The organism is Curtobacterium caseinilyticum (assembly GCF_030363035.1).
Taxonomy (GTDB): domain Bacteria; phylum Actinomycetota; class Actinomycetes; order Actinomycetales; family Microbacteriaceae; genus Curtobacterium; species Curtobacterium caseinilyticum.
Map to the genome: position 1 here is coordinate 109,560 of NZ_JAUCMN010000010.1, position 23,692 is coordinate 133,251.

The 23,692-nt window shown below is 70.8% G+C and carries 23 protein-coding genes; 19 read left to right on the forward strand and 4 right to left on the reverse strand.

Going from position 1 to position 23,692, the window contains the following annotated elements:
• Positions 1-65 precede the first annotated feature (65 nt).
• From QUG93_RS13875 to QUG93_RS13890, 4 genes are all read left to right on the forward strand, one after another.
• Positions 66-506, forward strand: a complete 441-nt coding sequence (locus QUG93_RS13875) for a hypothetical protein (RefSeq protein WP_289474742.1) — start codon at positions 66-68, stop codon at positions 504-506.
• Positions 503-964: a M48 family metalloprotease gene (locus tag QUG93_RS13880; RefSeq protein ID WP_289474744.1), complete on the forward strand. Its 462-nt coding sequence runs from the start codon at positions 503-505 to the stop codon at positions 962-964. The genes QUG93_RS13875 and QUG93_RS13880 overlap by 4 nt, the downstream gene beginning before the upstream one ends.
• A complete protein-coding gene (locus QUG93_RS13885) occupies positions 961-1,899 on the forward strand; it encodes a hypothetical protein (protein ID WP_289474747.1) in 939 nt (312 codons plus the stop codon). The genes QUG93_RS13880 and QUG93_RS13885 overlap by 4 nt, the downstream gene beginning before the upstream one ends.
• 210 nt (positions 1,900-2,109) lie before the next feature.
• Positions 2,110-2,322, forward strand: a complete 213-nt coding sequence (locus QUG93_RS13890) for an SCO4848 family membrane protein (protein ID WP_289474748.1) — start codon at positions 2,110-2,112, stop codon at positions 2,320-2,322.
• A 243-nt stretch (positions 2,323-2,565) separates the two neighbouring features.
• Here the strand turns inward: QUG93_RS13890 and QUG93_RS13895 are convergent, their stop codons facing one another.
• Both QUG93_RS13895 and QUG93_RS13900 read right to left on the reverse strand, forming a co-directional pair.
• Positions 2,566-2,871, reverse strand: a complete 306-nt coding sequence (locus QUG93_RS13895) for a hypothetical protein (RefSeq protein WP_289474749.1) — start codon at positions 2,869-2,871, stop codon at positions 2,566-2,568.
• Between the two features lie 99 nt (positions 2,872-2,970).
• Positions 2,971-4,518, reverse strand: coding sequence for an amino acid permease (locus QUG93_RS13900; RefSeq protein WP_289474750.1), 1,548 nt, complete (start codon positions 4,516-4,518; stop codon positions 2,971-2,973).
• 114 nt (positions 4,519-4,632) lie between these two features.
• Here QUG93_RS13900 and QUG93_RS13905 point away from each other — a divergent pair, with 114 nt between their 5' ends.
• Positions 4,633-5,811: a mechanosensitive ion channel family protein gene (locus QUG93_RS13905; RefSeq protein ID WP_289474751.1), complete on the forward strand. Its 1,179-nt coding sequence runs from the start codon at positions 4,633-4,635 to the stop codon at positions 5,809-5,811.
• Between the two features lie 102 nt (positions 5,812-5,913).
• On the opposite strand, the gene QUG93_RS13910 is transcribed toward QUG93_RS13905, so the two are convergent.
• Positions 5,914-6,105 carry a hypothetical protein gene (locus tag QUG93_RS13910; RefSeq protein WP_289474752.1) on the reverse strand — a complete coding sequence of 64 codons (192 nt, stop codon included), beginning with the start codon at positions 6,103-6,105 and terminating at the stop codon, positions 5,914-5,916.
• 93 nt (positions 6,106-6,198) lie between these two features.
• On the opposite strand from QUG93_RS13910, the gene QUG93_RS13915 reads away from it, so the two are divergent.
• Positions 6,199-7,350, forward strand: coding sequence for an SLC13 family permease (locus QUG93_RS13915; RefSeq protein ID WP_289474753.1), 1,152 nt, complete (start codon positions 6,199-6,201; stop codon positions 7,348-7,350).
• 78 nt (positions 7,351-7,428) lie between these two features.
• On the opposite strand, the gene QUG93_RS13920 is transcribed toward QUG93_RS13915, so the two are convergent.
• Positions 7,429-8,403 (reverse strand): magnesium transporter CorA family protein, encoded by a 975-nt coding sequence (locus QUG93_RS13920; RefSeq protein WP_289474754.1) that lies wholly within the window; start codon positions 8,401-8,403, stop codon positions 7,429-7,431.
• Positions 8,404-8,510: 107 nt separating this feature from the next.
• On the opposite strand from QUG93_RS13920, the gene otsA reads away from it, so the two are divergent.
• From otsA to QUG93_RS13985, 13 genes are all read left to right on the forward strand, one after another.
• Complete coding sequence (otsA, locus tag QUG93_RS13925) at positions 8,511-10,097, forward strand: alpha,alpha-trehalose-phosphate synthase (UDP-forming) (protein WP_289474756.1); 1,587 nt, start codon at positions 8,511-8,513, stop codon at positions 10,095-10,097.
• Positions 10,090-10,872, forward strand: a complete 783-nt coding sequence (gene otsB, locus QUG93_RS13930; RefSeq protein ID WP_289474757.1) for a trehalose-phosphatase — start codon at positions 10,090-10,092, stop codon at positions 10,870-10,872. Before otsA ends, otsB begins: the two co-directional genes overlap by 8 nt.
• Positions 10,873-11,032: 160 nt before the next feature.
• Positions 11,033-12,727 (forward strand): dihydroxy-acid dehydratase, encoded by a 1,695-nt coding sequence (ilvD, locus tag QUG93_RS13935; protein WP_289474759.1) that lies wholly within the window; start codon positions 11,033-11,035, stop codon positions 12,725-12,727.
• 45 nt (positions 12,728-12,772) lie between these two features.
• Complete coding sequence (locus QUG93_RS13940; protein WP_289474760.1) at positions 12,773-14,596, forward strand: acetolactate synthase large subunit; 1,824 nt, start codon at positions 12,773-12,775, stop codon at positions 14,594-14,596.
• A complete protein-coding gene (gene ilvN, locus QUG93_RS13945) occupies positions 14,593-15,093 on the forward strand; it encodes an acetolactate synthase small subunit (protein ID WP_289474762.1) in 501 nt (166 codons plus the stop codon). The genes QUG93_RS13940 and ilvN overlap by 4 nt, the downstream gene beginning before the upstream one ends.
• Before the next feature lie 97 nt (positions 15,094-15,190).
• The gene (gene ilvC, locus QUG93_RS13950; RefSeq protein WP_289474764.1) at positions 15,191-16,216 is read left to right on the forward strand and encodes a ketol-acid reductoisomerase; all 1,026 of its coding nucleotides are present in this window, start codon (positions 15,191-15,193) and stop codon (positions 16,214-16,216) included.
• A gap of 231 nt (positions 16,217-16,447) precedes the next feature.
• Entirely contained in the window at positions 16,448-17,638 is a 1,191-nt protein-coding gene (locus QUG93_RS13955) for a mannitol-1-phosphate 5-dehydrogenase (RefSeq protein WP_289474766.1), read from the forward strand.
• 48 nt (positions 17,639-17,686) lie between these two features.
• Complete coding sequence (locus QUG93_RS13960) at positions 17,687-18,127, forward strand: hypothetical protein (protein ID WP_289474767.1); 441 nt, start codon at positions 17,687-17,689, stop codon at positions 18,125-18,127.
• The gene (locus QUG93_RS13965) at positions 18,124-18,504 is read left to right on the forward strand and encodes a hypothetical protein (protein ID WP_289474768.1); all 381 of its coding nucleotides are present in this window, start codon (positions 18,124-18,126) and stop codon (positions 18,502-18,504) included. Before QUG93_RS13960 ends, QUG93_RS13965 begins: the two co-directional genes overlap by 4 nt.
• 210 nt (positions 18,505-18,714) lie before the next feature.
• Positions 18,715-20,304 (forward strand): phosphoglycerate dehydrogenase, encoded by a 1,590-nt coding sequence (gene serA / locus QUG93_RS13970; RefSeq protein ID WP_289474770.1) that lies wholly within the window; start codon positions 18,715-18,717, stop codon positions 20,302-20,304.
• A gap of 13 nt (positions 20,305-20,317) precedes the next feature.
• The gene (locus QUG93_RS13975) at positions 20,318-21,385 is read left to right on the forward strand and encodes a 3-isopropylmalate dehydrogenase (protein ID WP_289474772.1); all 1,068 of its coding nucleotides are present in this window, start codon (positions 20,318-20,320) and stop codon (positions 21,383-21,385) included.
• Positions 21,386-21,399: 14 nt separating this feature from the next.
• Positions 21,400-22,524 carry a branched-chain amino acid aminotransferase gene (locus QUG93_RS13980; RefSeq protein ID WP_289474773.1) on the forward strand — a complete coding sequence of 375 codons (1,125 nt, stop codon included), beginning with the start codon at positions 21,400-21,402 and terminating at the stop codon, positions 22,522-22,524.
• Positions 22,525-22,548: 24 nt separating this feature from the next.
• A complete protein-coding gene (locus tag QUG93_RS13985; protein WP_289474775.1) occupies positions 22,549-23,319 on the forward strand; it encodes a fumarylacetoacetate hydrolase family protein in 771 nt (256 codons plus the stop codon).
• The last annotated feature ends 373 nt before the right edge of the window (positions 23,320-23,692 follow it).

A 23,692-nucleotide genomic window follows, 5' to 3' on the forward strand; every position in this document is an offset into this window, starting at 1 on the left:
GGCGGGTCGGGGGCCCGCGCTACCATGACGAGCACCGCCGACGACTGGGGAGGAGTCCGATCGACATGACGACCGTGGATCCCAAGGGGGGCGCGCTCGACGCGGCCGAGCTCGCCCGTCGCCTCAACCTGCTCCTCGACTTCGAGGAGTCGCAGCGCGGCGCCCCGGTGCCGTTCGCTGCGATCGAGGAGTACGTCGCGGCGCAGGGCGGCTCGCTCTCGCGGGCGAAGTGGACGTACATGCTCTCCGGTGACGGTCGGCGCAACCGCGACAGTGAGCTCCTGCGTCTGCTCGCCGGGTTCTTCGAGGTCGACGAACGCTTCCTGCTCGAGGACAGTGCCGTCCCGGAGCGCATCGGGGCGCAGATCGAACTCGTGCGCGCGCTGCGATCGGCCCGCGTGAGCGGGTTCGCGGCCCGGACGTTCCCGGGGGAGCTGTCGCCCGAGGCCCTGCGGCGCATCGCCCAGGTGCTCGAGGAGGAGTCGGCTCGAGGGGGTGTCGCGTGACGGACGCGTCGGTCGAGTCGTTCTGGGCACGCGGGGTCGCCGAGGGGTGGTCGGACATCGACGAGGCGGTCGCGGCCGCCGCCGACCACGTCGGCAAGCCCGTCGTCGTGCGCGAAGAGGCGTTCCTCAGCACCGAGCCGGTGTGCGGGTTCGTGGCGACGCTCGAGCACCAGCACCTGGTGATGATCTCGCCGACCACGTCGGAGACGTTCCGCTCGTTCGTCATCGGGCACGAGCTCGGTCACGTCCTGCACCGGCACCACGAGCACGCAGCGCAGTCGGCGTACGTGCGCGACGTGATCCCCGACGTGCCGGAGTACAAGGTCGAGCGTGCGCTGGCCCGCGGGCTGTTCTCGAACGACTACGAGCACGAGGCGGAGCTCTTCGCCGACCGGCTCGCTGCCCTGATCCGCTCGAACCGCGGTCGTCCGAGCGCCTTCCGCGGGGTCTTCGGGTGATCGTCTCCGTCGCGATGGCGGTGGTCCTCGTCGTCGGGACGGCGGTGCTGTTCCGTCTGCAGCGCGCGCAGGACCGCACGCTCGCGGTGACGTTCCTGCTCTTCACCGCGACGATCGTCGCGAACGTCGATCCGTTCTACCGCTGGATCGATCCGCTGGTGGGTGGTCGCAACGTCGTGACGGTCGTCGCCGACTGCTTGATGATCGCGGGGACGAGCACGCTGCTCTGGGGCGTCGCGAAGGCGGTCGGTGCGGCGTGGCCCTGGCTCCGCACCACGATCGCCGTCGCCTTCCTGGTCGTCGTGGTGGTGGTCGTGTCGGCGTTCGTCCTGCTCGACCAGCCGCCGACGACCACGACCTTCATGCTCGTCGCGGGGCACCAGCCGGCCGCGGCCGTCTACTCGATCGCGCAGACCACCTACCTCGGGACCGCGGTCGGTGCGACGGCGGTCATCTGCCTCCTGCGCCTGCGTGAGGCCCGGACGCGGGCGGACCTGGTCGGGCTCTGGGTGATCGTCCTCGGCGGCGTCCTCGGCGTCGTCCGGATGGTCGTCGTCGCGGTGATGGACGTCGCCCACGTGGTCGGTCGGACCGACGTCACCCGTGCCCTCACCCCGCCGTACGACGTGACCACGCCCGGAGCCGTGCTCTGCATGGCGTCCGGGATGCTGTTGCTCGTCATCGGTCACCAGCTCTCGCGTCGGCGTCGAGCGCTGCGCCTCGACGCCGCCCTGGCCGCCCTGGCGCCGCTGCACGAGCGCATCGGGACGGACAATGCGTACCCGGCGTCCGAGGACACGGCGACGCGCCTGAGCCGCACCATCGTCGAGATCAACGACGGTGCCCGTCGCGCACGGACGCCGCTCGGCGCCGACGAACGCGCGGTGCTCGCAGCGGCGGAGTCGGCGCTCGAGGACGCCGGCGGACCCGCCTGACGCGACCGTCCTGCATCGGTACGGTCACGTTCCCGAGGAGCGCTCGACCTCAGCCGGTACAGCCGTGTAGGGTCTGTAGCACGTGCTACACAGCGGGATCCCCGCGCTGCAGCACGCCGGGGAGGTCTCGGCCGCGTTGGGGGCGGCCGAGCACCCCCGGACCCACGCCGTCGTCCGGGCGGCGTGCTGCGTGCTGTCTAGACTCGTCGGGTGACCGTCTTCGCCGCCATCGTCCTGTTCGTCGCCGCCGTCTTCAACGTCGTGACCTGGCCGCGGTTCTTCCAGCGGGTCGCGAAGGACCCCCGGGCGCGTGACGCGGCCGGCAAGCCGACGACGTTCTGGACCGTCCACCTCGTGCTGCTGCTGATCGCCCTCGCGATCGCCCTCGCCGCCGTGGTCGCGGGCATCCTGCTGTTCGTCTGACGGACCGGCGCGACCGCCCACCGGACGGGAGGCGCTGGGCACGTCCGGCACCGCGCCTCCCGTCCCGTCTCCTGGTCCGGCAACCCCGTGGGGCGTCCCGCCCGTCGTGGGGCGTCCCGCCCGTCGTGCGACGCCCGGCCCGTCGTGCGACGCCGCAGGATCCGGCGGTGCGTCGCCGTCCCGGCGGCGTCCCGACGTGCCAGGCGTGCCGCCGTGCCGTCGGCGTCTCGTACTCGCGCCGCCTCAGGACGCCGCAGGCAGCGGCGCACCGAGCGCCCGCCCGAGCCCGAGCCGCACGACCCGCTCGTCGCTCGTGTCGAGCAGCACCCGGAAGGTGTCGTCGGCGCAGACGAACTCCACGCAGACCGCGTCGAAGTCGCACGGCTCGATGCGCCATCCGCTGCTCTGCTCGACCGGCACCTGCGTCAGGCCGTCGCGTTCGAAGCTCGTCTCGGCGCGCACGGTGTCTGCGTAGACCCGGATCCGTCCGAAGGTGCCACGCCACGTCAGCTGCACGTCGAGGGTGGGGGAGACAGAAGGGTCCGGCACGCGCCGATCGTACCGGCGCGCACCGGACCCTGCTCGCCCGGCGGACGAGAACGCTGCGTCGCCGGGATCATCCCGGCTCCGAGCGCCCGTCGTCCTGGGTCATCCGCGGTCGTCGCCCCGGTCCTCCGCGCCGTCACGACGGACCTGGTTCGCCGGGTTCCGGACCCCGATCGGGTACGGACCGGTGACGCCCTCGCGGAGTGCCGCGATGCGGAGGATGCGGTCGCGCTGCAGGAACCAGCCGACGACCAGCAGCGGGATGATGACCACGAGCGAGGCGATCGTGTACGTGCCCACCGGGTAGTCGATCGCCATGAGCACGATCACCGAGGCGAGGAACGCGAGCGTCAGCCACGAGGTCACCGGAGCACCCGGCAGCTTGAACGACGGCTCCTTCGCGAGACCCTGCTTCGCCCACTGCCGCAGCTTCATCTGGCAGAGGATGATCGTGCCCCATGCGGTGATGATGCCGAGGCTGGCGACGTTGAGCGCGATCTCGAACGCCTGCTTCGGCACGAAGTAGTTGAGCGCGACCCCCGCGACCGTGAACGCCGCCGTCAGCAGGATGCCCGCGTAGGGCACGCCGCCCTCCGACATCTTCGTGGTCCACTTCGGCGCGGAGCCGTTCATGCCCATCGAGTGCAGGGCGCGACCGGTCGAGTACAGCCCGGCGTTGAGCGAGGACAGCGCGGCGGTGAGCACGACGAAGTTCATGATCGATCCGGCGACGACCCCGACCTGCGGGTTGCCGAGCGACGAGAAGAACGTGACGAACGGGCTCTGCCCGTCCTTGTACGAGGTGTACGGCAGGAGCAGGGAGAGCAGGACGACCGACCCGACGTAGAAGACCGCGATGCGGAAGACGACGGAGTTGATGGCGCGGGGGATGACCTTCTCGGTGTCCTGGGTCTCGCCGGACGCGGTACCGACGAGTTCGATGGCCGCGTAGGCGAACACGACGCCCTGGACGACGAGGACCGCGGGCAGCACACCGTTCGGGATGAGCCCGCCGTTGTCGGCCCAGATCGAGAAGCCCGTGCGGACGGCCTCGCCACCGGTCTCGACCGGGAAGGCGAAGACCAGCCACACGAGCGCGATCACGAGGAACGCCACGAGTGCGGCGACCTTGATGAGCGCGAACCAGAACTCGAGCTCGCCGAACACCTTGACGGCGACCATGTTGGCGGCGAGCACGACGACGAGCGCGATGAGCGCGAGCAACCACTGCGGTGCCGCGGTGAACGCGCTCCAGTAGTGGAGGTACAGCGCGACGGCGGTGGTGTCCACGATCGAGGTCATCGCCCAGTTCAGGAAGTACATCCACCCGGCCGCGTAGGCGAACTTCTCGCCGTAGAACTCGCGGGCGTAGGAGATGAACGACCCCGATGAGGGGCGGTGCAGCACGAGCTCGCCGAGCGCGCGGAGGATGAAGAACGCGAAGACACCCGCGATCAGGTAGGTCACCGCCAGGGCCGGACCCGCTGTGTTCAGCCGGCCACCCGCGCCGAGGAAGAGTCCGGTGCCGATCGCCCCGCCGATCGCGATCATCTGCAGTTGCCGGGGCTTCAGACCGTGCTGGTAGCCCTCCTGCTCGTGCGAGAAGTCGTTCGCGGGCTTCGCAACACCCGTGTCGTTCTGCGCTGTCATGCGCGCCAACCTACATGCGCTGACAGCCGCGGGCGGACCCCGGCGCCGGTCTGTACGAGCCCACAGGTGGACCACGCTGAGTGTCGCGGAGCCCGGCTCCGACACCATGGACGGATGGACATCCTCCTCCGACTCCTCGTCGCGATCGGGTTCGCCCTGCTCGTGACGGCCGCCGCGGCGCTCGTCCTGCACCTGGTCCTGCGCACGATCGCACGCCGGGAACGATGGGCCGCCGTGCTGTCCCGACGGACGAAGCACCCGTTCCGCACGATGCTCCTCGTGGCGATGCTCTGGGTCGCGTTCACGTCGAGCATCCCGCACCACGAGGACACGTACCCGTGGCGCGACGAGGTCTCGCACGCCTTCCTCATCGCGACGATCGCCCTCGGGTGCTGGCTGGCGTGCGAGATCGCGATCTTCCTCGAGGACCTCGGCCTGCACCGGTACCGCGTGGACGTGCCGGACAACCGGGTCGCGCGCCGCATCCGGACCCAGGTCCTCATCATCCGGCGGCTCACCGTCGCCGTCCTCGTCATCATCGCGGTCGGCGCGATCCTGCTGACCTTCCCGGGCGTCGAGGCCGCCGGCGCCAGCGTCCTGGCGTCGGCCGGGCTCATCTCGGTGGTCGCCGGCCTGGCGGCGCAGTCCACCCTCGGCAACGTGTTCGCGGGCATGCAGCTGGCGTTCTCCGGGTCGATCCGCGTCGACGACGTCGTCGTGGTCGAGCAGCAGTGGGGGCGCATCGAGGAGATCACCCTCACCTACGTCGTCGTCCACCTGTGGGACGACCGTCGGTTCGTGCTGCCGTCGACGTACTTCACGTCGACCCCGTTCGAGAACTGGACCCGGACCGGCAGCGAGCTCCTCGGGGCCGTCGAGTTCGACCTGGACTGGCGGATCAGCCCCACCGAGATGCGCGGGGAGCTCGACCGCATCCTGTCGACGTCGACCATCTGGGACGGCCGCACGAAGGTGCTCCAGGTGACCGACGCCGTGAGCGGGCTCGTCCGGGTCCGCATCCTGGTGTCCGCCCCGGACGCCGGCGGCCTGTTCGACCTGCGCTGCTACGTCCGCGAGGAGATGGTCGAGTGGATCCAGCGCGAGCACCCCGACGCGCTGCCCCGCCAGCGGGTGCAGGTCACGCAGGGCACCGAACGGGTCGGCGAACGCCGTCCGCGCACCGAGGAGCAGGACGCGGCGCTCTTCCGCGAGGGCGACGAGCGCACCGCGCTCTTCACCGGCCCGATCCAGACGTCCGGCATCCGACCGGACGAGGTCCCGCCGGAGCGCTGAGGAGTCGTGACGACACCACACGACGGACGGGAGGCGCGGTACCAGCCGGTACCGCGCCTCCCGTCCGTCGACCGGTCACCGGGGTGACCGTGACGCGCGTCGCTAGCGCTGCCGCGCCTTCACCGCGCGGTCGTCCTCGACGACCGTGCCGATCGCGACGATCGTCGTGGACAGCCACGCGATCCACGTGAGCGCCAGGCGCCAGTCGCGCGGACCCTGCCGCGTCGTCTGCAGCACGCTGTAGCCGCTGATGATCGAACTCCACACCGCACCGCTGAACATGAACTTCCGCACGGGTTCCTCCTCCTGGTCGTCCCCGCCACGCTACCGGCCAGTACATTGGAGCGCCGCCGGTCGCCCTGCCGGGGCGCAGAGCGAGGAGTCACCGTGCGTCAGGCCGTCATCGGGGGAGCGCTGCTGGTCGTCGGCGCCGTGTGCGTCGCCCTCGGACTCCTGCCCCTGCCCGACCTCGCGGCCCTCGCCGAGCGGGTCGTCCCGGTGCTGGCGTTCGTGCTCGGGCTCACGATCGTCTCGGAGCTCGCGGCGGACGCCGGCGTGTTCGACCGGCTGGCCGACCTCGCGGCGCGCATCGGCGGCGGACGGACGATCGGCCTGTGGGTCGCGGTGGTCGTCCTCGCCGTGGTCTGCACCGTCTTCCTGAGCATCGACACGACGGCGGTCCTGCTCACGCCGATCGTCATCACGCTCGCCCGCCGCGTCGGTCTGCCGCCGATGCCGTTCGCGCTCACCACGGTCTGGCTGGCCAACACGGCGTCGCTCCTGCTGCCGGTGTCGAACCTCACGAACCTGCTCGCCGTCGACGGCATCGGCCTCGACGGACCGATCCCGTTCGCCGGCCTGATGGTCTGGGCGGCGCTCGCCGGGGTCGTGGTCCCGTGCGCCGTCCTGCTCGTGGTGTTCCGCGGGAAGCTGTTCGGTCGGTACACGCCGGTGGACGTCCGCCGACCGCGCGATCCGCTGTTCTTCTGGGCGGCCGCGGCCGTGCTGGTCGCACTCGTCGTCGCGCTCACCGCCGGGGTCGAGGTGTGGGTCGCGGCACTCGTCGCGGCGGCCCTGCTCGTCGTGGTGGCGGCGTTCCGTGCCCCCTCCGAGCTCCGCCCCTCCCGTGTGCCGTGGTCGACGCTGGTGTTCGCGGCCGGCCTCTTCGTCGTCGTCGAGACGCTCCACACCACGGGGATCACCGACCCGATCGTGCGAGCGCTGTCCGGGGGCACGGACACCGGCTCGCTGCTGCTGCTCGGCGGAGCGGGCGGCATCGCGGCGAACCTCATCGACAACCTGCCCGGCTACCTGGTCCTCGAACCGGCGGCGGGGCACGAGGCCCTGCGGTACGCCGCGCTCCTGGTCGGCGTGAACGCGGGCTGCCTCATCACGCCGTGGGCCTCGCTCGCGACGCTGCTCTGGCACGCGCGCCTGGCGTCCGAGGGCGTGCACCTGTCGTGGGGTCGCTACATGGCGCTCGGCTGCGTCGTCGCGCCGCTCACCGTCGTGGCCGGTGTGCTCGCGCTCGCGACCTGAGCGGACCGGCAGCTCGGGACCTGAACGGACCGGCAGGACCGGTGCCGTGAGCAGGTCCTGCGAGGGCCGCGGGACCGGCTACAGCCAGTCCTTCGTCCTGAAGACGCGGTAGAGCACGAGCGAGGTCGCGACGATGAGCGACACCGAGGCGAGCAGGCCGCTCCAGTGCCCCTCGCCCGGGAACGTCACGTTCTGGCCGAAGAACCCGGTGATCGCCGTCGGGATCGCGATGATCGCCGCCCAGCTCGTCACCTTCTTCATCACCGTGTTCTGCCGGTTCGACGCCAGGTTCAGGTTGGTGTCGAGCACGCTCGACACCGCGTCGCGGAGCTGCTCGACCGAGTCGGCGATCGACACCAGGTGGTCCTCGACGTCGCGGAAGTACGGACGGATGCCGTCGACGATGGTCTCGGCGTCGCCGTGCAGCAGGGACCCGACGCTGTCCCGCGTCGGCACGACCTGGCGGCGGAGCACCCCGAGCGCCTTCCGGAGCCGGAACGACCGCCGCTGGATCTGCTGCTCGCGGGGGTCCCCGTGCTCGAACAGGTCGTCCTCGAGGTCGTCGATGCGCGCCTCGACGTCCTCGACGGCACTCGTCGCGTGGTCGACGACGGCGTCGAGCAGGCCCCAGACCAGCCACGGCACCCCGTGGTCGGCCAGGTCGGCGTTCGCGTCGAGACGTCGCTCGACGGAGCGCAGGTCGACCTCGGGGCCGTGGATGGTCACGAGCGCGTGGTGGGTGACGAACGCCTTCACCTCGTGCGTGACGAGGTCGCCCTCGTCGTCGAGGCCCTGCACGTCGTAGACCACCAGGAACAAGCTGTCCCGGTACCGGTCGAGCTTCGGTCGCTGCCCGCGCTCCAGGGCGTCCTCGACCGCGAGCGCGTGCACGCCGAGCTCGTCCTCGACCTGCGCGAGCTCGGCGGGGGTCGGGTCGACGTGGTCCACCCAGACGAAGGTCCCGTCGTCGCGGTCCAGCAGGTCCGACACCCGCTCGACGGGGAAGTCCCGCTCCACCGCGGTGCCGTCCCGCCACGCCCGTGTCCCGACCATGGGGAGGAGCCTAGTGACGGCGCCCCGGGAACCGACCGTCCGTCCGCTGGTACCGTCGGCCACGATCCCGGCGTCCGAGCCGGGGGGAACGGAGACACCACCACCCCATGGCACCAGACACCGACCCCGACCGGTACGCCTTCGTCGTCGCATCGAACCGGCTCCCCGTCGACCGGGTCGTCGACGAGGACGGCAACGAGGGGTGGCGTCACTCGCCCGGCGGGTTGGTGACGGCCCTCGAGCCCGTCATGCGCGCCAACGACGGGGCGTGGGTCGGCTGGGTCGGCCAGCCCGACGTCGAGGTCGCACCGTTCGACAACGACGGCATCCACATCGTCCCGGTGCCGCTCAGTGCCGACGACGTCGAGGAGTACTACGAGGGGTTCAGCAACGACACCCTGTGGCCGCTGTACCACGACGTCATCGAGCACCCGAGCTACCACCGCGACTGGTGGAACGCCTACAAGCGCGTCAACGAGCGCTTCGCGGCCCAGATCGCCGAGATCGTCGAGCAGGACGGCATCGTCTGGGTGCAGGACTACCAGCTGCAGCTCGTCCCGGCCCTGCTCCGCGCGAAGCGCCCCGACCTGACCATCGGCTTCTTCAACCACATCCCGTTCCCACCGGTGGGCATCTACGCCCAGCTGCCCTGGCGTGCGCAGATCCTCGACGGCCTGCTCGGCGCCGACGTCATCGGCTTCCAGCGGCAGGACGACGCGAGCGACTTCCTCCGCGCGGTCCGGCACATCAAGGGCTACACGACCAAGGGCTCGACGATCGACGTGCCCGTGGACGACCCGGCCGCTCCCAGGAGCCGCAAGGGGATCACCGTCCGTCACGTCGAGGCACGTCACTTCCCCATCTCGATCGACGCCGAGAGCTTCGAGGAGATCGCCCACCGGCCCGAGGTGCAGGCACGCGCCCGCGAGATCCGCGAGAGCCTCGGGAACCCGACCACGGTGCTGCTCGGCGTCGACCGCCTCGACTACACCAAGGGCATCCGCCACCGCATCAAGGCGTTCGGCGAGCTCGTCGAGGACGGTCGCGTCGCCGTCGAGGACGCCACCCTCGTCCAGGTCGCCAGCCCGAGCCGCGAGCGCGTCGACACCTACGCAGCGCTCCGCGACGAGATCGAGCTCACCGTCGGCCGGATCAACGGCGACCTCGGCGTGATCGGCCACCAGCCGATCGCCTACCTGCACCACGGGTACCCGCGCGAGGAGATGGTGGCGCTCTACCTGGCCGCCGACATCATGCTCGTCACCGCACTGCGCGACGGCATGAACCTCGTCGCCAAGGAGTACGTGGCCGCACGCTTCGACAACGACGGCGTGCTCATCCTGTCCGAGTTCGCCGGCGCTGCTGACGAACTGAAGCAGGCCGTCATCGTCAACCCGCACGACATCGGTGCGCTCAAGGAGTCGATCCTGCGCGCGATCGAGATGCCCCGCCGCGAGCGTTCGACGCGCATGCGCGCGCTCCGCAAGCGCGTCCGGGACAACGACGTGGCGCGCTGGTCGCGGTCGTTCCTCGAGGCGCTCGACCGGCACGCACCGCGGGGCTCCCGCATCGACCCGTCGGCCGACGGCGGCGAACGCCACCGCGAGGCGGAGGACGACGGCATGTCGATCTTCGACCAGGACGCCCAGCGGGCGCGCGCAGCCGAGGACACCCGGGAGGCACGTGGTGCCTGAGACCTCCACCGACCCGTCCGTCCTGACGTCGGCGCTCACGACGCTCGCGGCTGCGCCGCGACTGCTCGTCGCCCTGGACTTCGACGGCACGCTCGCTCCCTTCGCCGACGACCCGTCGCAGGTCGGGGCGCTGCCCGGGTCCTGGGCCGCCGTCCTCACCCTGCAGCGCGCCCGCGACACCGAGGTCGTCCTGGTGTCCGGCCGACCGCTCGAGGGGCTCGCCCGCGTCTCCCACGCCCCGGAGGGCATGGCGCTCGTCGGCTCGCACGGTGTCGAGTGGCGCGTCGACGGTCACGACGAGGCCGCGCTCAGCGACGACGAACTCGCGCGGGTCGCCCGCGTCGGTGCCGCACTCGATGCGGTCGGCGCGCGGTTCCCCGACGTCGTGATCGAGCACAAGCCGGCCGGGCACGGCGTGCACACGCGTCGGGCGACGGCCGAGGTCGCCGCCGAGGCGAACCGCGCCGCGCACGAGGCGGCGCACGAGGCCGACCCCGAGGTGCTCGAGCGCGGCGGGAAGGACATCCTCGAGTTCGCCGTCCGGCACGTCACGAAGGGCGACGCGGTCGACCGGCTGCGCGAGCTGCGCGGCGCGGACGCGGTGTTCTTCGCCGGTGACGACGTGACCGACGAGGACGCCTTCCGGGTGCTCCGCGACGGCGACGTGGGCGTGAAGGTGGGGGAGGGCGACACCCTCGCCGGTCACCGCGTGGCCGACCCGGCGGCGCTCACCGACGTCCTGAAGCAGTTGGCACGCCTGCGCGCCACGCGCTGAGGACCCGGCCCCGCGCCTCCCGTCCGCCTTTCCCGCAAAACGCAACCCTGGCGTCTCCTCGCAGCGCGATACCGCTGCGAGGAATCGCCGACGTTGCGTTCCGCGGAACGTCCGGCACGCGGTGTCCGTGTGGTATCCCAACTGGTCCTAGACTGCCTCCATGCCTGACATCGACGTGAAGCCGCGTAGCCGGGTCGTCACCGACGGGATCGAAGCGACCACCTCGCGTGGCATGCTCCGGGCCGTCGGCATGGGCGACGCAGACTGGGACAAGCCGCAGATCGGGATCGCGTCCTCCTGGAACGAGATCACCCCCTGCAACCTCTCGCTCGACCGCCTCGCGCAGGGCGCGAAGGAGGGCGTGCACTCCGGCGGCGGGTACCCGCTGCAGTTCGGCACCATCTCCGTCTCGGACGGCATCTCGATGGGCCACGAGGGCATGCACTTCTCCCTGGTCTCGCGCGAGGTCATCGCCGACAGCGTCGAGACCGTCGTGAACGCCGAGCGCCTGGACGGCACCGTCCTGCTCGCCGGCTGCGACAAGTCGCTGCCGGGCATGCTCATGGCCGCCGCGCGCCTGGACCTCGCGAGTGTCTTCCTCTACGCGGGCTCGGTCATGCCGGGCTACGTGAAGCAGGCGGACGGCTCCTTCAAGGAGGTCACCATCATCGACTCCTTCGAGGGTGTCGGTGCGTGCAAGGCCGGCACGATGACCGAGGCCGAGCTCAAGGAGATCGAGTGCGCGATCGTCCCGGGCGAGGGCGCCTGCGGCGGGATGTACACGGCGAACACCATGGCGTCGGTCGCTGAAGCGCTCGGCATGTCGCTCCCGGGTTCCGCGGCACCGCCGAGCGCCGACCGTCGTCGTGACTACTACGCGCACCGCTCCGGCGAGGCCGTGGTCAACATGCTGCGCCTCGGGCTCACCGCGCGCCAGATCCTGACCAAGGAGGCGTTCGAGAACGCCATCACGGTCGCGATGGCGCTCGGCGGCTCGACGAACGTCGTCCTGCACCTCCTCGCGATCGCGCACGAGGCCGAGGTCGAGCTGTCCCTCGACGACTTCAACCGCATCGGCTCGAAGGTCCCGCACCTGGCCGACATGAAGCCGTTCGGCAAGTACGTCATGGTCGACGTGGACCGCAACGGCGGCATCCCGGTGATCATGAAGGCACTGCTCGACGCCGGACTGCTGCATGGTGACGTGATGACCGTGACGGGCAAGACCCTCGCCGAGAACCTGGCCGAGATCGACCCGCCGGAGCTCGACGGCGAGGTCTTCCGCAAGCTCGACAACCCGATCCACACCACCGGCGGCCTGACGATCCTCAAGGGCTCCTTCGCGCCCGACGGTGCGGTCGTCAAGACCGCAGGGTTCGACGCGGCCGTGTTCGAGGGACCCGCACGGGTGTTCGACCGCGAGCGCGCCGCGATGGACGCCCTGACCGAAGGCCGCATCCAGAAGGGCGACGTGGTCGTCATCCGCTACGAGGGCCCGAAGGGCGGCCCGGGCATGCGCGAGATGCTCGCCATCACGGCGGCCATCAAGGGCGCGGGCCTCGGCAAGGATGTACTACTGTTGACGGACGGACGATTCTCAGGCGGCACAACCGGCCTGTGCATCGGCCACATCGCACCGGAAGCCGTGGACGCAGGTCCAGTGGCATTCGTGCGCGATGGCGACCGCATCCGTGTCGACATCGCGGCTCGCTCGCTCGACCTACTGGTCGACGACGCCGAGCTGGAGGCCCGCCGAGAAGGCTGGGCCCCGCTGCCCCCGCGCTACACCCGCGGAGTCCTCGCGAAGTTCGCGAAGCTCGTCCAGTCCGCCGCCAAGGGCGCGGTCACGGGCTAGCGTCGACACGTTCGAACCGCCATCCCTCCAGGCAAGGAACACCTCATGCCCACGGAAGCCACTCCGCTGTCCGCGGCCACCGGTGCACGCCGGTCGCCGGAGATCCTGACCGGCTCGGGAGCCGTCCTCCGGACGCTCGAGCACCTCGGGATCACCGACGTCTTCGGCCTGCCCGGCGGCGCGATCATCCCGTTCTACGACGAGCTCATGGCGTCGACGACCATCCGGCACGTCCTCGTGCGCCACGAGCAGGGTGCCGGCCACGCCGCCGAAGGCTACGCCTCCTCGTCCGGCAAGGTCGGTGTCGCCATCGCGACGTCCGGTCCCGGGGCGACCAACCTCGTCACCGCGATCGCCGACGCCTACATGGACTCGGTGCCGTTCATCGCCATCACCGGGCAGGTGTTCTCGACCCTGATGGGGACGGACGCCTTCCAGGAAGCGGACATCGTCGGCATCACGATGCCGATCACGAAGCACTCCTTCCTCGTGACCGACCCGGCGGACATCCCGGCGACCCTCGCGGCGGCCCACCAGATCGCGACGACCGGTCGTCCCGGCCCGGTGCTCGTCGACATCACGAAGGACGCCCAGCAGAAGTCGGCGCCGTACGTCTGGCCGCCGAAGATCGACCTGCCCGGCTACCGCCCGGTCACCAAGGCCCACGGCAAGCAGATCACGGCGGCGGCACAGCTGCTGGCCGAGGCCGAGCGTCCGGTGCTCTACGTCGGCGGCGGGGTCGTCCGCTCCGGTGCGTCCGCCGAGCTCCTGCGCTTCGCCGAGGCCACCGGCGCCCCGGTCGTCACCACGCTCATGGCTCGCGGCGCGTTCCCCGACTCGCACGCACAGCACCTGGGCATGCCGGGCATGCACGGCACGGTGCCCGCCGTGCTCGGGCTGCAGGACAGCGACCTCATCATCGCCCTCGGCGCACGGTTCGACGACCGTGTGACCGGCAAGGCGGACGAGTTCGCGCCGAACGCCAAGGTCGTGCACGTCGACATCGACCCGGCGGAGATCTCGAAGATCCGCTTCGCCGACGTGCCGATCGTGGGCGATGCCCGCGAGGTCCTCGTCGACCTGCTCGACGCGTGGGACGACGTGCCCGCCGAGCAGCGTGCCGACACCGGTGCCTGGTGGACGAAGCTCGACGAGCTCCGCCGCGACTTCCCGCTGGGGTACGCCGAGCCGACCGACGGGCTGCTGGCCCCGCAGGCGATCATCAAGCGCATCGGTGAGCTCAGCGGCCCCGAGGCCGTGTACGCCTCGGGGGTCGGACAGCACCAGATGTGGTCGGCCCAGTTCATCAAGTACGAGCGGCCGAACGCGTGGCTGAACTCCGGCGGTGCCGGCACGATGGGCTACTCGGTGCCGGCCGCGATGGGCGCGAAGGTGGCCCAGCCGGACCGCGTGGTCTGGGCGATCGACGGCGACGGCTGCTTCCAGATGACGAACCAGGAGCTCGCGACCTGCGTCATCAACGACATCCCGATCAAGGTCGCGGTCATCAACAACTCGTCGCTCGGCATGGTGCGCCAGTGGCAGACGCTGTTCTACGACGGCCGCCACTCGTTCACCGACCTCGAGACCGGTCACCAGAGCCGTCGGGTGCCGGACTTCGTCAAGCTCGCCGACGCGTACGGTGCCCTGGGCATCCGCGTCGAGCGGGCCGACCAGGTCGACGACGCCATCAAGCTGGCGCTCGAGACGAACGACCGCCCCGTGGTGATCGACTTCGTGGTGAGTCGCGACTCCATGGTCTGGCCGATGGTCCCGCAGGGCGTCGGCAACTCCTCGATCGAGTACGCCCGCGACCACGCGCCCAGCTGGGACGTCGAGGACGCCGACATGACCGGAGACCCCGCATGAGCCACGTCCTCTCCCTGCTCGTCGAGGACAAGCCGGGTCTGCTGACGCGCGTCGCCGGCCTGTTCGCCCGCCGCGGCTTCAACATCGAGTCCCTCGCAGTGGGCGGCACCGAGGTCGACGGCCTCAGCCGGATCACGGTCGTCGTCGACGTCGAGGACCTCCCGCTGGAGCAGGTGACGAAGCAGCTGAACAAGCTGGTCAACGTCATCAAGATCGTCGAGCTCGACTTCTCGCAGTCCGTGCAGCGCGAGCACATGCTCGTCAAGGTCCGGGTCGACAACCAGACCCGGTCCGCCGTGCTCGAGGCGGTGAGCCTCTTCCGCGCGCAGGTCGTCGACGTGGCGACCGACTCGCTGATCGTCGAGGTGACCGGCGACCCCGGCAAGATCCAGGCGATCCTGCGGGTGCTCGAGCCCTACGGCATCAAGGAGCTCGCCCGCGCCGGCCTGCTCGGCATGGGCCGCGGGCCGAAGAGCATCACCGACCGCGTGCGCTGAGCGCACCCGTCCTCCGGACACCATGCGCGCAGGCGGCCCCGCCACGCGCCTGGTGTCCGCACACCACAAGCCACCAGAACCAAGGAGACACACCCTCGTGACTGACATCGTGTACGACGCCGACGCCGACCTGACGCTCATCCAGGGCAAGAAGGTCGCCGTCATCGGCTACGGCTCGCAGGGCCACGCCCACGCCCTCAACCTCCGCGACTCCGGCGTCGAGGTGGTCATCGGCCTCAAGGAGGGCTCGAAGAGCCGCGAGAAGGCGACGGAGGCAGGCTTCGAGGTCCTCACCCCGGCCGAGGCCACGAAGAACGCCGACGTCGTCGTGATCCTCGCGCCCGACCAGGTGCAGCGCATCGTCTACGCCGAGGACATCGCGCCCAACCTCAAGGAGGGCGCGACGCTCGTCTTCGGGCACGGCTTCAACATCCGCTACGGCTACATCGAGGCGCCCGAGGGCGTCGACGTGTCGCTCGTCGCGCCGAAGGGCCCTGGTCACACGGTCCGCCGTGAGTACGAGGCCGGCCGTGGCGTCCCGGTGATCGTCGCCGTCGAGGTCGACGCGTCCGGCAGCGCGTGGGACCTCGCGTGGTCCTACGCCAAGGCCATCGGCGGCCTGCGTTCCGGCGGCATCAAGACGACCTTCACCGAGGAGACCGAGACCGACCTGTTCGGCGAGCAGGCCGTCCTGTGCGGCGGCACGTCGCAGCTCATCCAGTACGGCTTCGAGACCCTGGTCGAGGCGGGCTACCAGCCGCAGATCGCCTACTTCGAGGTCCTGCACGAGCTCAAGCTGATCGTCGACCTGATCTGGGAGGGCGGCCTCACCAAGCAGCGCTGGTCGATCTCCGACACCGCCGAGTTCGGTGACTACGTCTCCGGCCCGCGCGTGATCTCGCCCGAGGTCAAGGAGAACATGAAGGCGGTCCTGTCCGACATCCAGGACGGCACCTTCGCCAAGCGCTTCATCGAGGACCAGGACGCCGGCGCCCCGGAGTTCAAGGAGCTCCGCGCGAAGGGCGAGGGCCACCCGATCGAGGCCACCGGTCGCGAGCTCCGCGCGCTGTTCGCGTGGAAGTCGAACGACGCCGACTACGTGGACGGCTCGGCCGCGCGGTAGTCTGCGCAGCGACCACTCGATGACGAGGCGGCGGTGCACGCGCACCGCCGCCTCGCGATGTGACCCGAACGACATGCACCAGTACCCCTCCTGCTCCAGCGCCGATGCCCGGCGCGCCCCCGGCGTCCCCGCGACCCCGCGGTCCGGCGCCGCTCCCCGTCCCCTCGGCGTGTCCGCGGCCATGACGAGGAGTGGTCACGACCGTGTCCTCCGACGTGGGAGGATCGACGGATGGCGGTGACGAAGCGAGCGGTCCACATCGGCGCCGGCAAGATCGGGCGCGGGTTCGTGGGTCAGTTCCTGGTCGCGAGCGGGTACGAGCTCACCTTCGTCGACGTCGACGACCGCGTCGTCTCGGCGCTCGAGGAGGCCGGCCGCTTCGTCGTGCACGAGGTCGGCAAGCAGCCCGTCGAGCACCTGGTGTACGGCTTCCACGCCCTGAGCAGCAAGACCGACCGCGAGCGCGTGGTGCAGGCCATCGCCGAGGCCGACGTCGTGACCACCGCGGTCGGCGCTCGGACGCTCCCGCTCGTCGCCCCGGTCATCGCCGAGGGCCTGGCTGCGCGGCCACTCGACCGCGGCGACGTCACGATCGTCGCCTGCGAGAACGCGTTCAACGCCACGGACTCCCTGCACGCGAGCATCCGCCGCGCGCCGATCCTCGAGGACCGCGACGTCGCGGCGGTCTTCGCGAACTGCGCGATCGACCGCATCGTGCCGGACCAGTCCGGTGTGCTCGGACAGTCCGGCGGCCTCGACGTCGTGCTCGAGCCCTTCTACGAGTGGGTCATCGAACGCACCCCCTTCGCCGACTCCGACGCCGAACCGCCGCAGATCGACGGCGTCACCTGGGTCGACGACCTCCAGCCCTTCGTCGAGCGGAAGCTCTACACGGTGAACACGGCGCACGCCACCGCGGCCTACCACGGGACCGTGCGGGGGATCCGGCTCATCCGCGAGGCCCTGGAGGACCGCGAGGTCCGCGCCGAGGTCGACGGCGTGCTCGCCGAGACCACCGCGCTGCTCGTTGCGAAGCACGGCTTCGACCCCGCCGAGCACGCGCGCTACGTCGCCGCGAACCTGACCCGGATCGCGAACCCGCTCCTGCCGGACACCACCGTCCGCGTCGGGCGCAACCCGCTCCGCAAGCTCGGGCGTCGTGAGCGCTTCATCGGACCGGCGTCGCAGCTCGCCGAGCGCGGGATGCCCGTCGACCACCTGCTCGGTGCCGTCCGCGTCGCCCTGGCCTTCGACGACGAGAACGACCCCGAGTCGATCGAGCTGCACGCGCTGCTGCGCTCGGGCGCGACGGCGCACGCGCTCACCGAGATCCTCACCGGACTCATGGAGAGCCACCCGCTGTTCCCGGCGGTGCGCGACGTCGTGGCCGAGGTCCTCGAGACGCAGGCCGCCGACGCCTGACCGCCGTGCGTGGTGCCGGTCCGCGCGGGTCCCTCGTAGGATCGGAGCATGACCACGGCAGCATCCCCGCCCGACGGCTCGGTCGACCACGACGACGACGCCCTCAGCTGGGGCGACGCCGACGACGCGACCCACGTCGACGCAGCCCACAACCCGGTCGCGGTGAAGGACCGCGGCGGTCGGGACCCGGAGCGACCCGAGACCTCCGGCGCGCTCGTCGGCTTCGGTGTCTTCGGCGGCCTCTACCTGCTCTACACCGTGGCGTGGCTGCTGACCGCGTCGACGGCCTACGTCTCGAACGTCGACACCGTGCTCACCGTGTTCGTGGAGGTCCTGCGCTTCCTGTCGATCGTCGCGCCCGCGCTCTGGTTCACGGTCGTGCTCTGGGCCGGTCGTGGTCGCCGCACGCGGACCCGCCTGCTCTGGATGCTCCTCGGCGCTGCTGCGCTCTTCCCCTGGCCGTTCCTGATGACCAGGAGCTTCGGGTGACCGCCACCACGCCGGCGACGCGCCGGACCAGCTCGCCCGTCGTCGGCCGGATCGCCGTGCGGGTGGTCTTCGGCGCGCTCTTCGCGTACATGACCGTGCAGAGCGTCGGCAACCTCGTCACCGTGTCGCAGTCCGTGCAGGCCTTCAACACGTTCCTGCAGACGACGTCGGGTGGCGACACCCTGCAGCGGAGCACGCCGTGGGCATGGCTCGTCCTCGACATCGCGATCGCGCCGGTCGCCTTCGGCGTCGCCCTGTGGGCGACGCGGCGATCGCGCCTGTCCGTGACGGTCGGCGTCTTCCTGGTCGCCTTCGCCGCCGCCGGCGCGCTCTGGCTGGACCTGCAGCTCTTCGTGCCGCGCCTGCTCGACTTCTAGCGCGGACGGCGGCCGCCACCAGGACGGACGGGAGGCACGGTGCCAGCCCGCACCGTGCCTCCCGTCCGTCCTGTGGTCCGGTCCGTCGGGTGGTCCCGTCCGTCCCGTGGTCCCGACCCTCCGCCGGCGGACGACCGGTCCGGTCGTAACGGACCACCCGCGTCGATACGATGGTCGGACACCGCCCGTCTCGTGTGAGGAACTGCAGCTGTGCCGAAGCCGGTCGTCCTGATCGCCGAAGAACTCTCGCCCGCCACCGTCGACGCCCTCGGGCCCGACTTCGAGATCCGGAACGTGGACGGTACCGACCGACCCGCCCTCCTGGCCTCCCTCGCCGACGCGCACGCCGTGCTCGTCCGGTCCGCCACGAAGATCGACGCCGAGGCGATCGCCGCCGCGCCGCAGCTCAAGGTCGTCGCCCGCGCGGGCGTCGGACTCGACAACGTCGACATCAAGGCCGCGACCACCGCCGGTGTCATGGTCGTCAACGCGCCGACGTCGAACATCATCTCGGCGGCCGAGCTCACGGTCGGGCACATCCTGTCGCTGGCCCGCCACATCCCGGCCGCGCACGCCTCGCTCGCCGCCGGTGCGTGGAAGCGGTCGTCCTACACGGGCGTCGAGCTGTACGAGAAGACGGTCGGCATCATCGGCCTCGGTCGCATCGGTGCGCTCATCACGCAGCGGCTGCAGGCGTTCGGTGTCTCGGTGATCGCGTACGACCCGTACGTCACCACCGCCCGCGCCCAGCAGCTCGGCGTCGAGCTCGTCTCCCTCGAGGACCTGCTCCGCCGCGCGGACTTCACCACGATCCACATGCCGAAGACGCCCGAGACGGTCGGCATGATCTCCGACGACCAGTTCGCGCTCATGAAGCCGACCGCCTTCGTCGTCAACGTCGCCCGCGGCGGGCTGATCGACGAGGACGCGCTGCACCGCGCGCTCACGGCGGGCACCATCGCCGGCGCAGGGCTCGACGTCTTCGTGTCCGAGCCGCCGAAGGACTCCCCGCTGCTGGCGCTGCCGAACGTCGTCGTCACGCCGCACCTCGGGGCGTCCACGGACGAAGCGCAGGAGAAGGCAGGCGTCTCGGTCGCCAGGTCGGTGCGGCTCGCCCTCGGTGGGGAGCTCGTGCCCGACGCGGTCAACGTCGCCGGTGGGGTCATCGACCCGTACGTGCGCCCGGGCATCCCCCTCGTGGAGAAGCTCGGCCAGGTCTTCACCGGCCTGGCGACCTCGCCGGTGACGAGCATCGACGTCGAGGTGCACGGCGAACTCGCGCAGTACGACGTCAGCGTGCTCAAGCTGGCCGCCCTCAAGGGCGTGTTCACCGACGTCGTGAGCGACCAGGTGTCCTACGTCAACGCGCCGCTCATCGCGGAGCAGCGTGGCGTCACCGTCCGGCTCATCACCGACACCGACAGCCCGGAGTACCGCAACGTGCTCACGATCCGCGGCGCCCAGTCGGACGGACCGGCCATCAGTGTCTCCGGCACGCTCACCGGTCCGAAGCAGGTCGAGAAGCTCGTCGAGATCAACGGCCACGACGTCGAGGTCGCCCTCGGCGCACACCACGTCGTGATGGTCTACACCGACCGCCCGGGCATCGTCGCGGTGTACGGCAAGGAGTTCGGCGACGCGGGCATCAACATCGCGGCGATGCAGATCTCGCGCGAGGCGGCCGGCGGCCAGGCGCTCAGTGTGCTGACGGTGGACTCGCCGGTGCCGGCGGAGATCCTCGAGCACGTGCGGTCGACGATCGACGCGTCCTCGCTCCGCGAGATCGACATCACGCTCTAGGGGAGTGGCGGACATGGCACAGTCGGTCAAGCTCGCGGTCGTCCGCGGCGACGGCATCGGTCCCGAGGTCGTCGACGAGGCGCTGAAGGTCCTGCACGCGGTGCTGCCGGACGACCTCGTGGTCGAGGAGACCTCGTTCTCGCTCGGTGCCTCCCGGTACCTCGAGACCGGCGACGTCCTGACGGACGACGACATGGCGGCCCTCGCCGGGCACGACGCGATCCTGCTCGGCGCCGTCGGTGGCGACCCCCGGGACCCGCGGCTCGCCGGCGGCATCATCGAGCGTGGGCTCCTGCTGAAGCTGCGGTTCGCGTTCGACCACTACGTCAACCTCCGTCCGACGACGGTCCACCCGTCGGTGGCGAGTCCGCTCGCCGATCCGGGTGCGGTCGACTTCGTCGTCGTCCGCGAGGGCACCGAGGGCCCCTACGTCGGCAACGGTGGTGCGATCCGGGTCGGCACACCGCACGAGATCGCGACCGAGGTCTCGCTCAACACGGCGCACGGCGTCGAGCGGGTCGTCCGGTACGCCTTCGACCTGGCCGAGCGGCGTCCGCGGAAGCACCTGACGCTCGTGCACAAGAGCAACGTGCTCGTGCACGCCGGTTCGCTCTGGCAGCGGACCGTCGCAGCGGTCGCCGGGGAGCACCCGGACGTCACCGTCGACTACCAGCACGTCGACGCGGTGACGATCCACATGGTGCGCGAACCCGGTAGGTTCGACGTCATCGTCACCGACAACCTGTTCGGCGACATCATCACCGACCTCGCCGGCGCGATCAGCGGCGGCATCGGTCTGGCGGCCTCGGGGAACATCAACCCGGACGGCACCTTCCCCAGCATGTTCGAGCCGGTCCACGGTTCCGCGCCGGACATCGCGGGTCAGCAGGTCGCGGACCCGACCGCCGCCGTCCTGTCCGTCGCCCTGCTGCTCGACCACCTCGGTCGCGCGGACCTGGCGGCGTCCGTGACGCAGGCGGTCGAGGCAGACCTCGCGAGCCGGGGCACCACACCGCGCAGCACGGCCGAGGTCGGCGACGCCATCGCCGCCGCGGTCGCAGCACGCACCACCACCGCCTGACAGGAGCCACCCCGATGAGCAGCACCGACACCGAGACCGACGGCGGCTTCGCCCTCGAGTTCGCGAGCACGCCGTCGCCCGAGCGCCGGGCCGCGGCCGAGCGCGAGGAGATCCTCGCCGACCCGGGCTTCGGCAAGCACTTCACCGACCACATGGCGACCGTCGAGTGGACGCTGGAAGCCGGCTGGCACGACGCGTCGATCCACCCGTACGGCCCGCTGTCCCTCGACCCGAGCGCCAGCGTGTTGCACTACGCGCAGGAGATCTTCGAGGGCATGAAGGCCTACCGCCACGCGGACGGCTCGGTGTGGTCGTTCCGTCCCGAGGCGAACGCGCGCCGTTTCCAGCGCTCGGCCAGGCGACTCGCGCTCCCGGAACTCCCGGTCGAGGTCTTCGTCGAGTCGATCCGGCAGCTCGTCCGCGCCGACGTCGACTGGGTGCCGTCGGCGCCGGAGACGAGTCTGTACCTGCGGCCGTTCATGATCGCGACCGAGTCCTTCCTCGGTGTCCGCGCCGCGCAGGAGGTCGCGTACCACTGCATCGCGAGCCCGGCCGGTGCGTACTTCACGTCCGGACCGAAGCCGGTGAGCATCTGGCTGTCGACGAAGTACGCGCGCGCCGCCCGCGGTGGCACCGGTGCGGCGAAGACCGGCGGCAACTACGCGGCCTCGCTGCTCCCGCAGCAGGAGGCCTACGAACAGGGCTGCCAGCAGGTGATGTTCCTCGACTCCGAGAAGGGCGAGTACCTCGAGGAGCTCGGCGGCATGAACGTCGTCCTCGTGAAGTCCGACGGCACGCTCGTGACCCCGGACTCCGAGTCCATCCTCGAAGGGATCACCCGGGACTCGATCCTGCAGCTCGCCCTCGACCGCGGTCTCCGTGTCGAGCGGCGGCCGGTGTCCCTCGCCGAGTGGCGGGACGGTGTCACCGACGGGTCCATCACCGAGGCCTTCGCGTGCGGCACCGCCGCGGTCGTGACGCCCATCGCGGAACTCCGGGGCGAGGGCTTCACCATCGGGTCGCCCACCGTCGGCGCCGGCGAGCTGACGATGTCGCTGCGCCAGGAGCTCACGGACATCCAGTACGGCCGCCGTCCCGACCCGCACGGGTGGATGACGCAGCTGACCGAGTCCGCCTGAGCACGGGATCGGTAGGGTCGAACGGTGAAGATCGCACGGTTCAGCAGCACGGGTGAAGACCCGCGGTACGGCATCCTCGACGAGCGCGACCTGGTCGTGCTGGCGGGTGACCCGATGTACCAGGGGTTCGAGACGACGGGGGAGCGGGTGCCGCTCGCCGACGCCAAGCTCCTCGCGCCGGTGATCCCGCGGTCGAAGGTGATCGGCGTCGGGTTGAACTACGCCGAGCACGCGTCCGAGATGGACGAGCGGTCCGGCGACGACCCCGTGGTGTTCCTGAAGCCGAACACCGCGGTGATCGGCCCCGACGACCCGATCCGCCTGCCCGCCGAGATCGGCCGGGTCGACCACGAGGGCGAACTCGCGATCGTGATCGGCTCGCTCGCCAAGAACGTCCGTCGTGAGGACTTCGCCAGCGTCGTCCTCGGGTACACGATCGCCAACGACGTGACGGCCCGCGACCTGCAGGCCCGCGACGGCCAGTGGACCCGCGCGAAGGGCTTCGACACGTTCTGCCCGCTCGGCCCGGTGATCGAGACCGAGATCGACCCGTCGGACATCCGCCTCGAGACCCGCGTGGACGGCGAGCTGCGCCAGGCGGCGTCGACGAGCGAGATGGTGCACGACATCCCGTCGCTCGTCGAGTTCGTGTCGTCGATCTGGACCCTGCTCCCCGGCGACGTCATCCTCACCGGGACCCCGGCCGGTGTCGGACAGATCCGTGACGGCGAGGTCGTCGAGGTCCTGATCGAGGGCATCGGCTCGCTCAAGAACCCGGTCATCGCCCGCCACTGATCACCCTGCTCCGCTCGGACGGCCCGTTCCCCCATGGGGGAGCGGGCCGTTCGTCCTACCGGGCCTGCTGCAGCGGACGGCGCGACACGCCCGGGTGTCGAGTGGGTTGGCCGAGCCCCGGGGGCGTGTGTAGAGTAATCACTCGTTGCCGCTGAGGCGGAGAACGGAACGGCCGAGACGGTCACCGGGTCACTGACCAGGAGATGCAGTCCGGACGGGGTCCCGCTCGGCAACGAAACCCACCTCGAACACGGTGCCGCAAGGCTCGTGATCGTGGTGTCGAGATCGAAAGCCCCTCTGGCGGAGCTTCCTGTGTGGGAGTCGAGTGGGGGGTGCGTCTGGTCCTTGAGAACTCAACAGCGTGCACATTGTC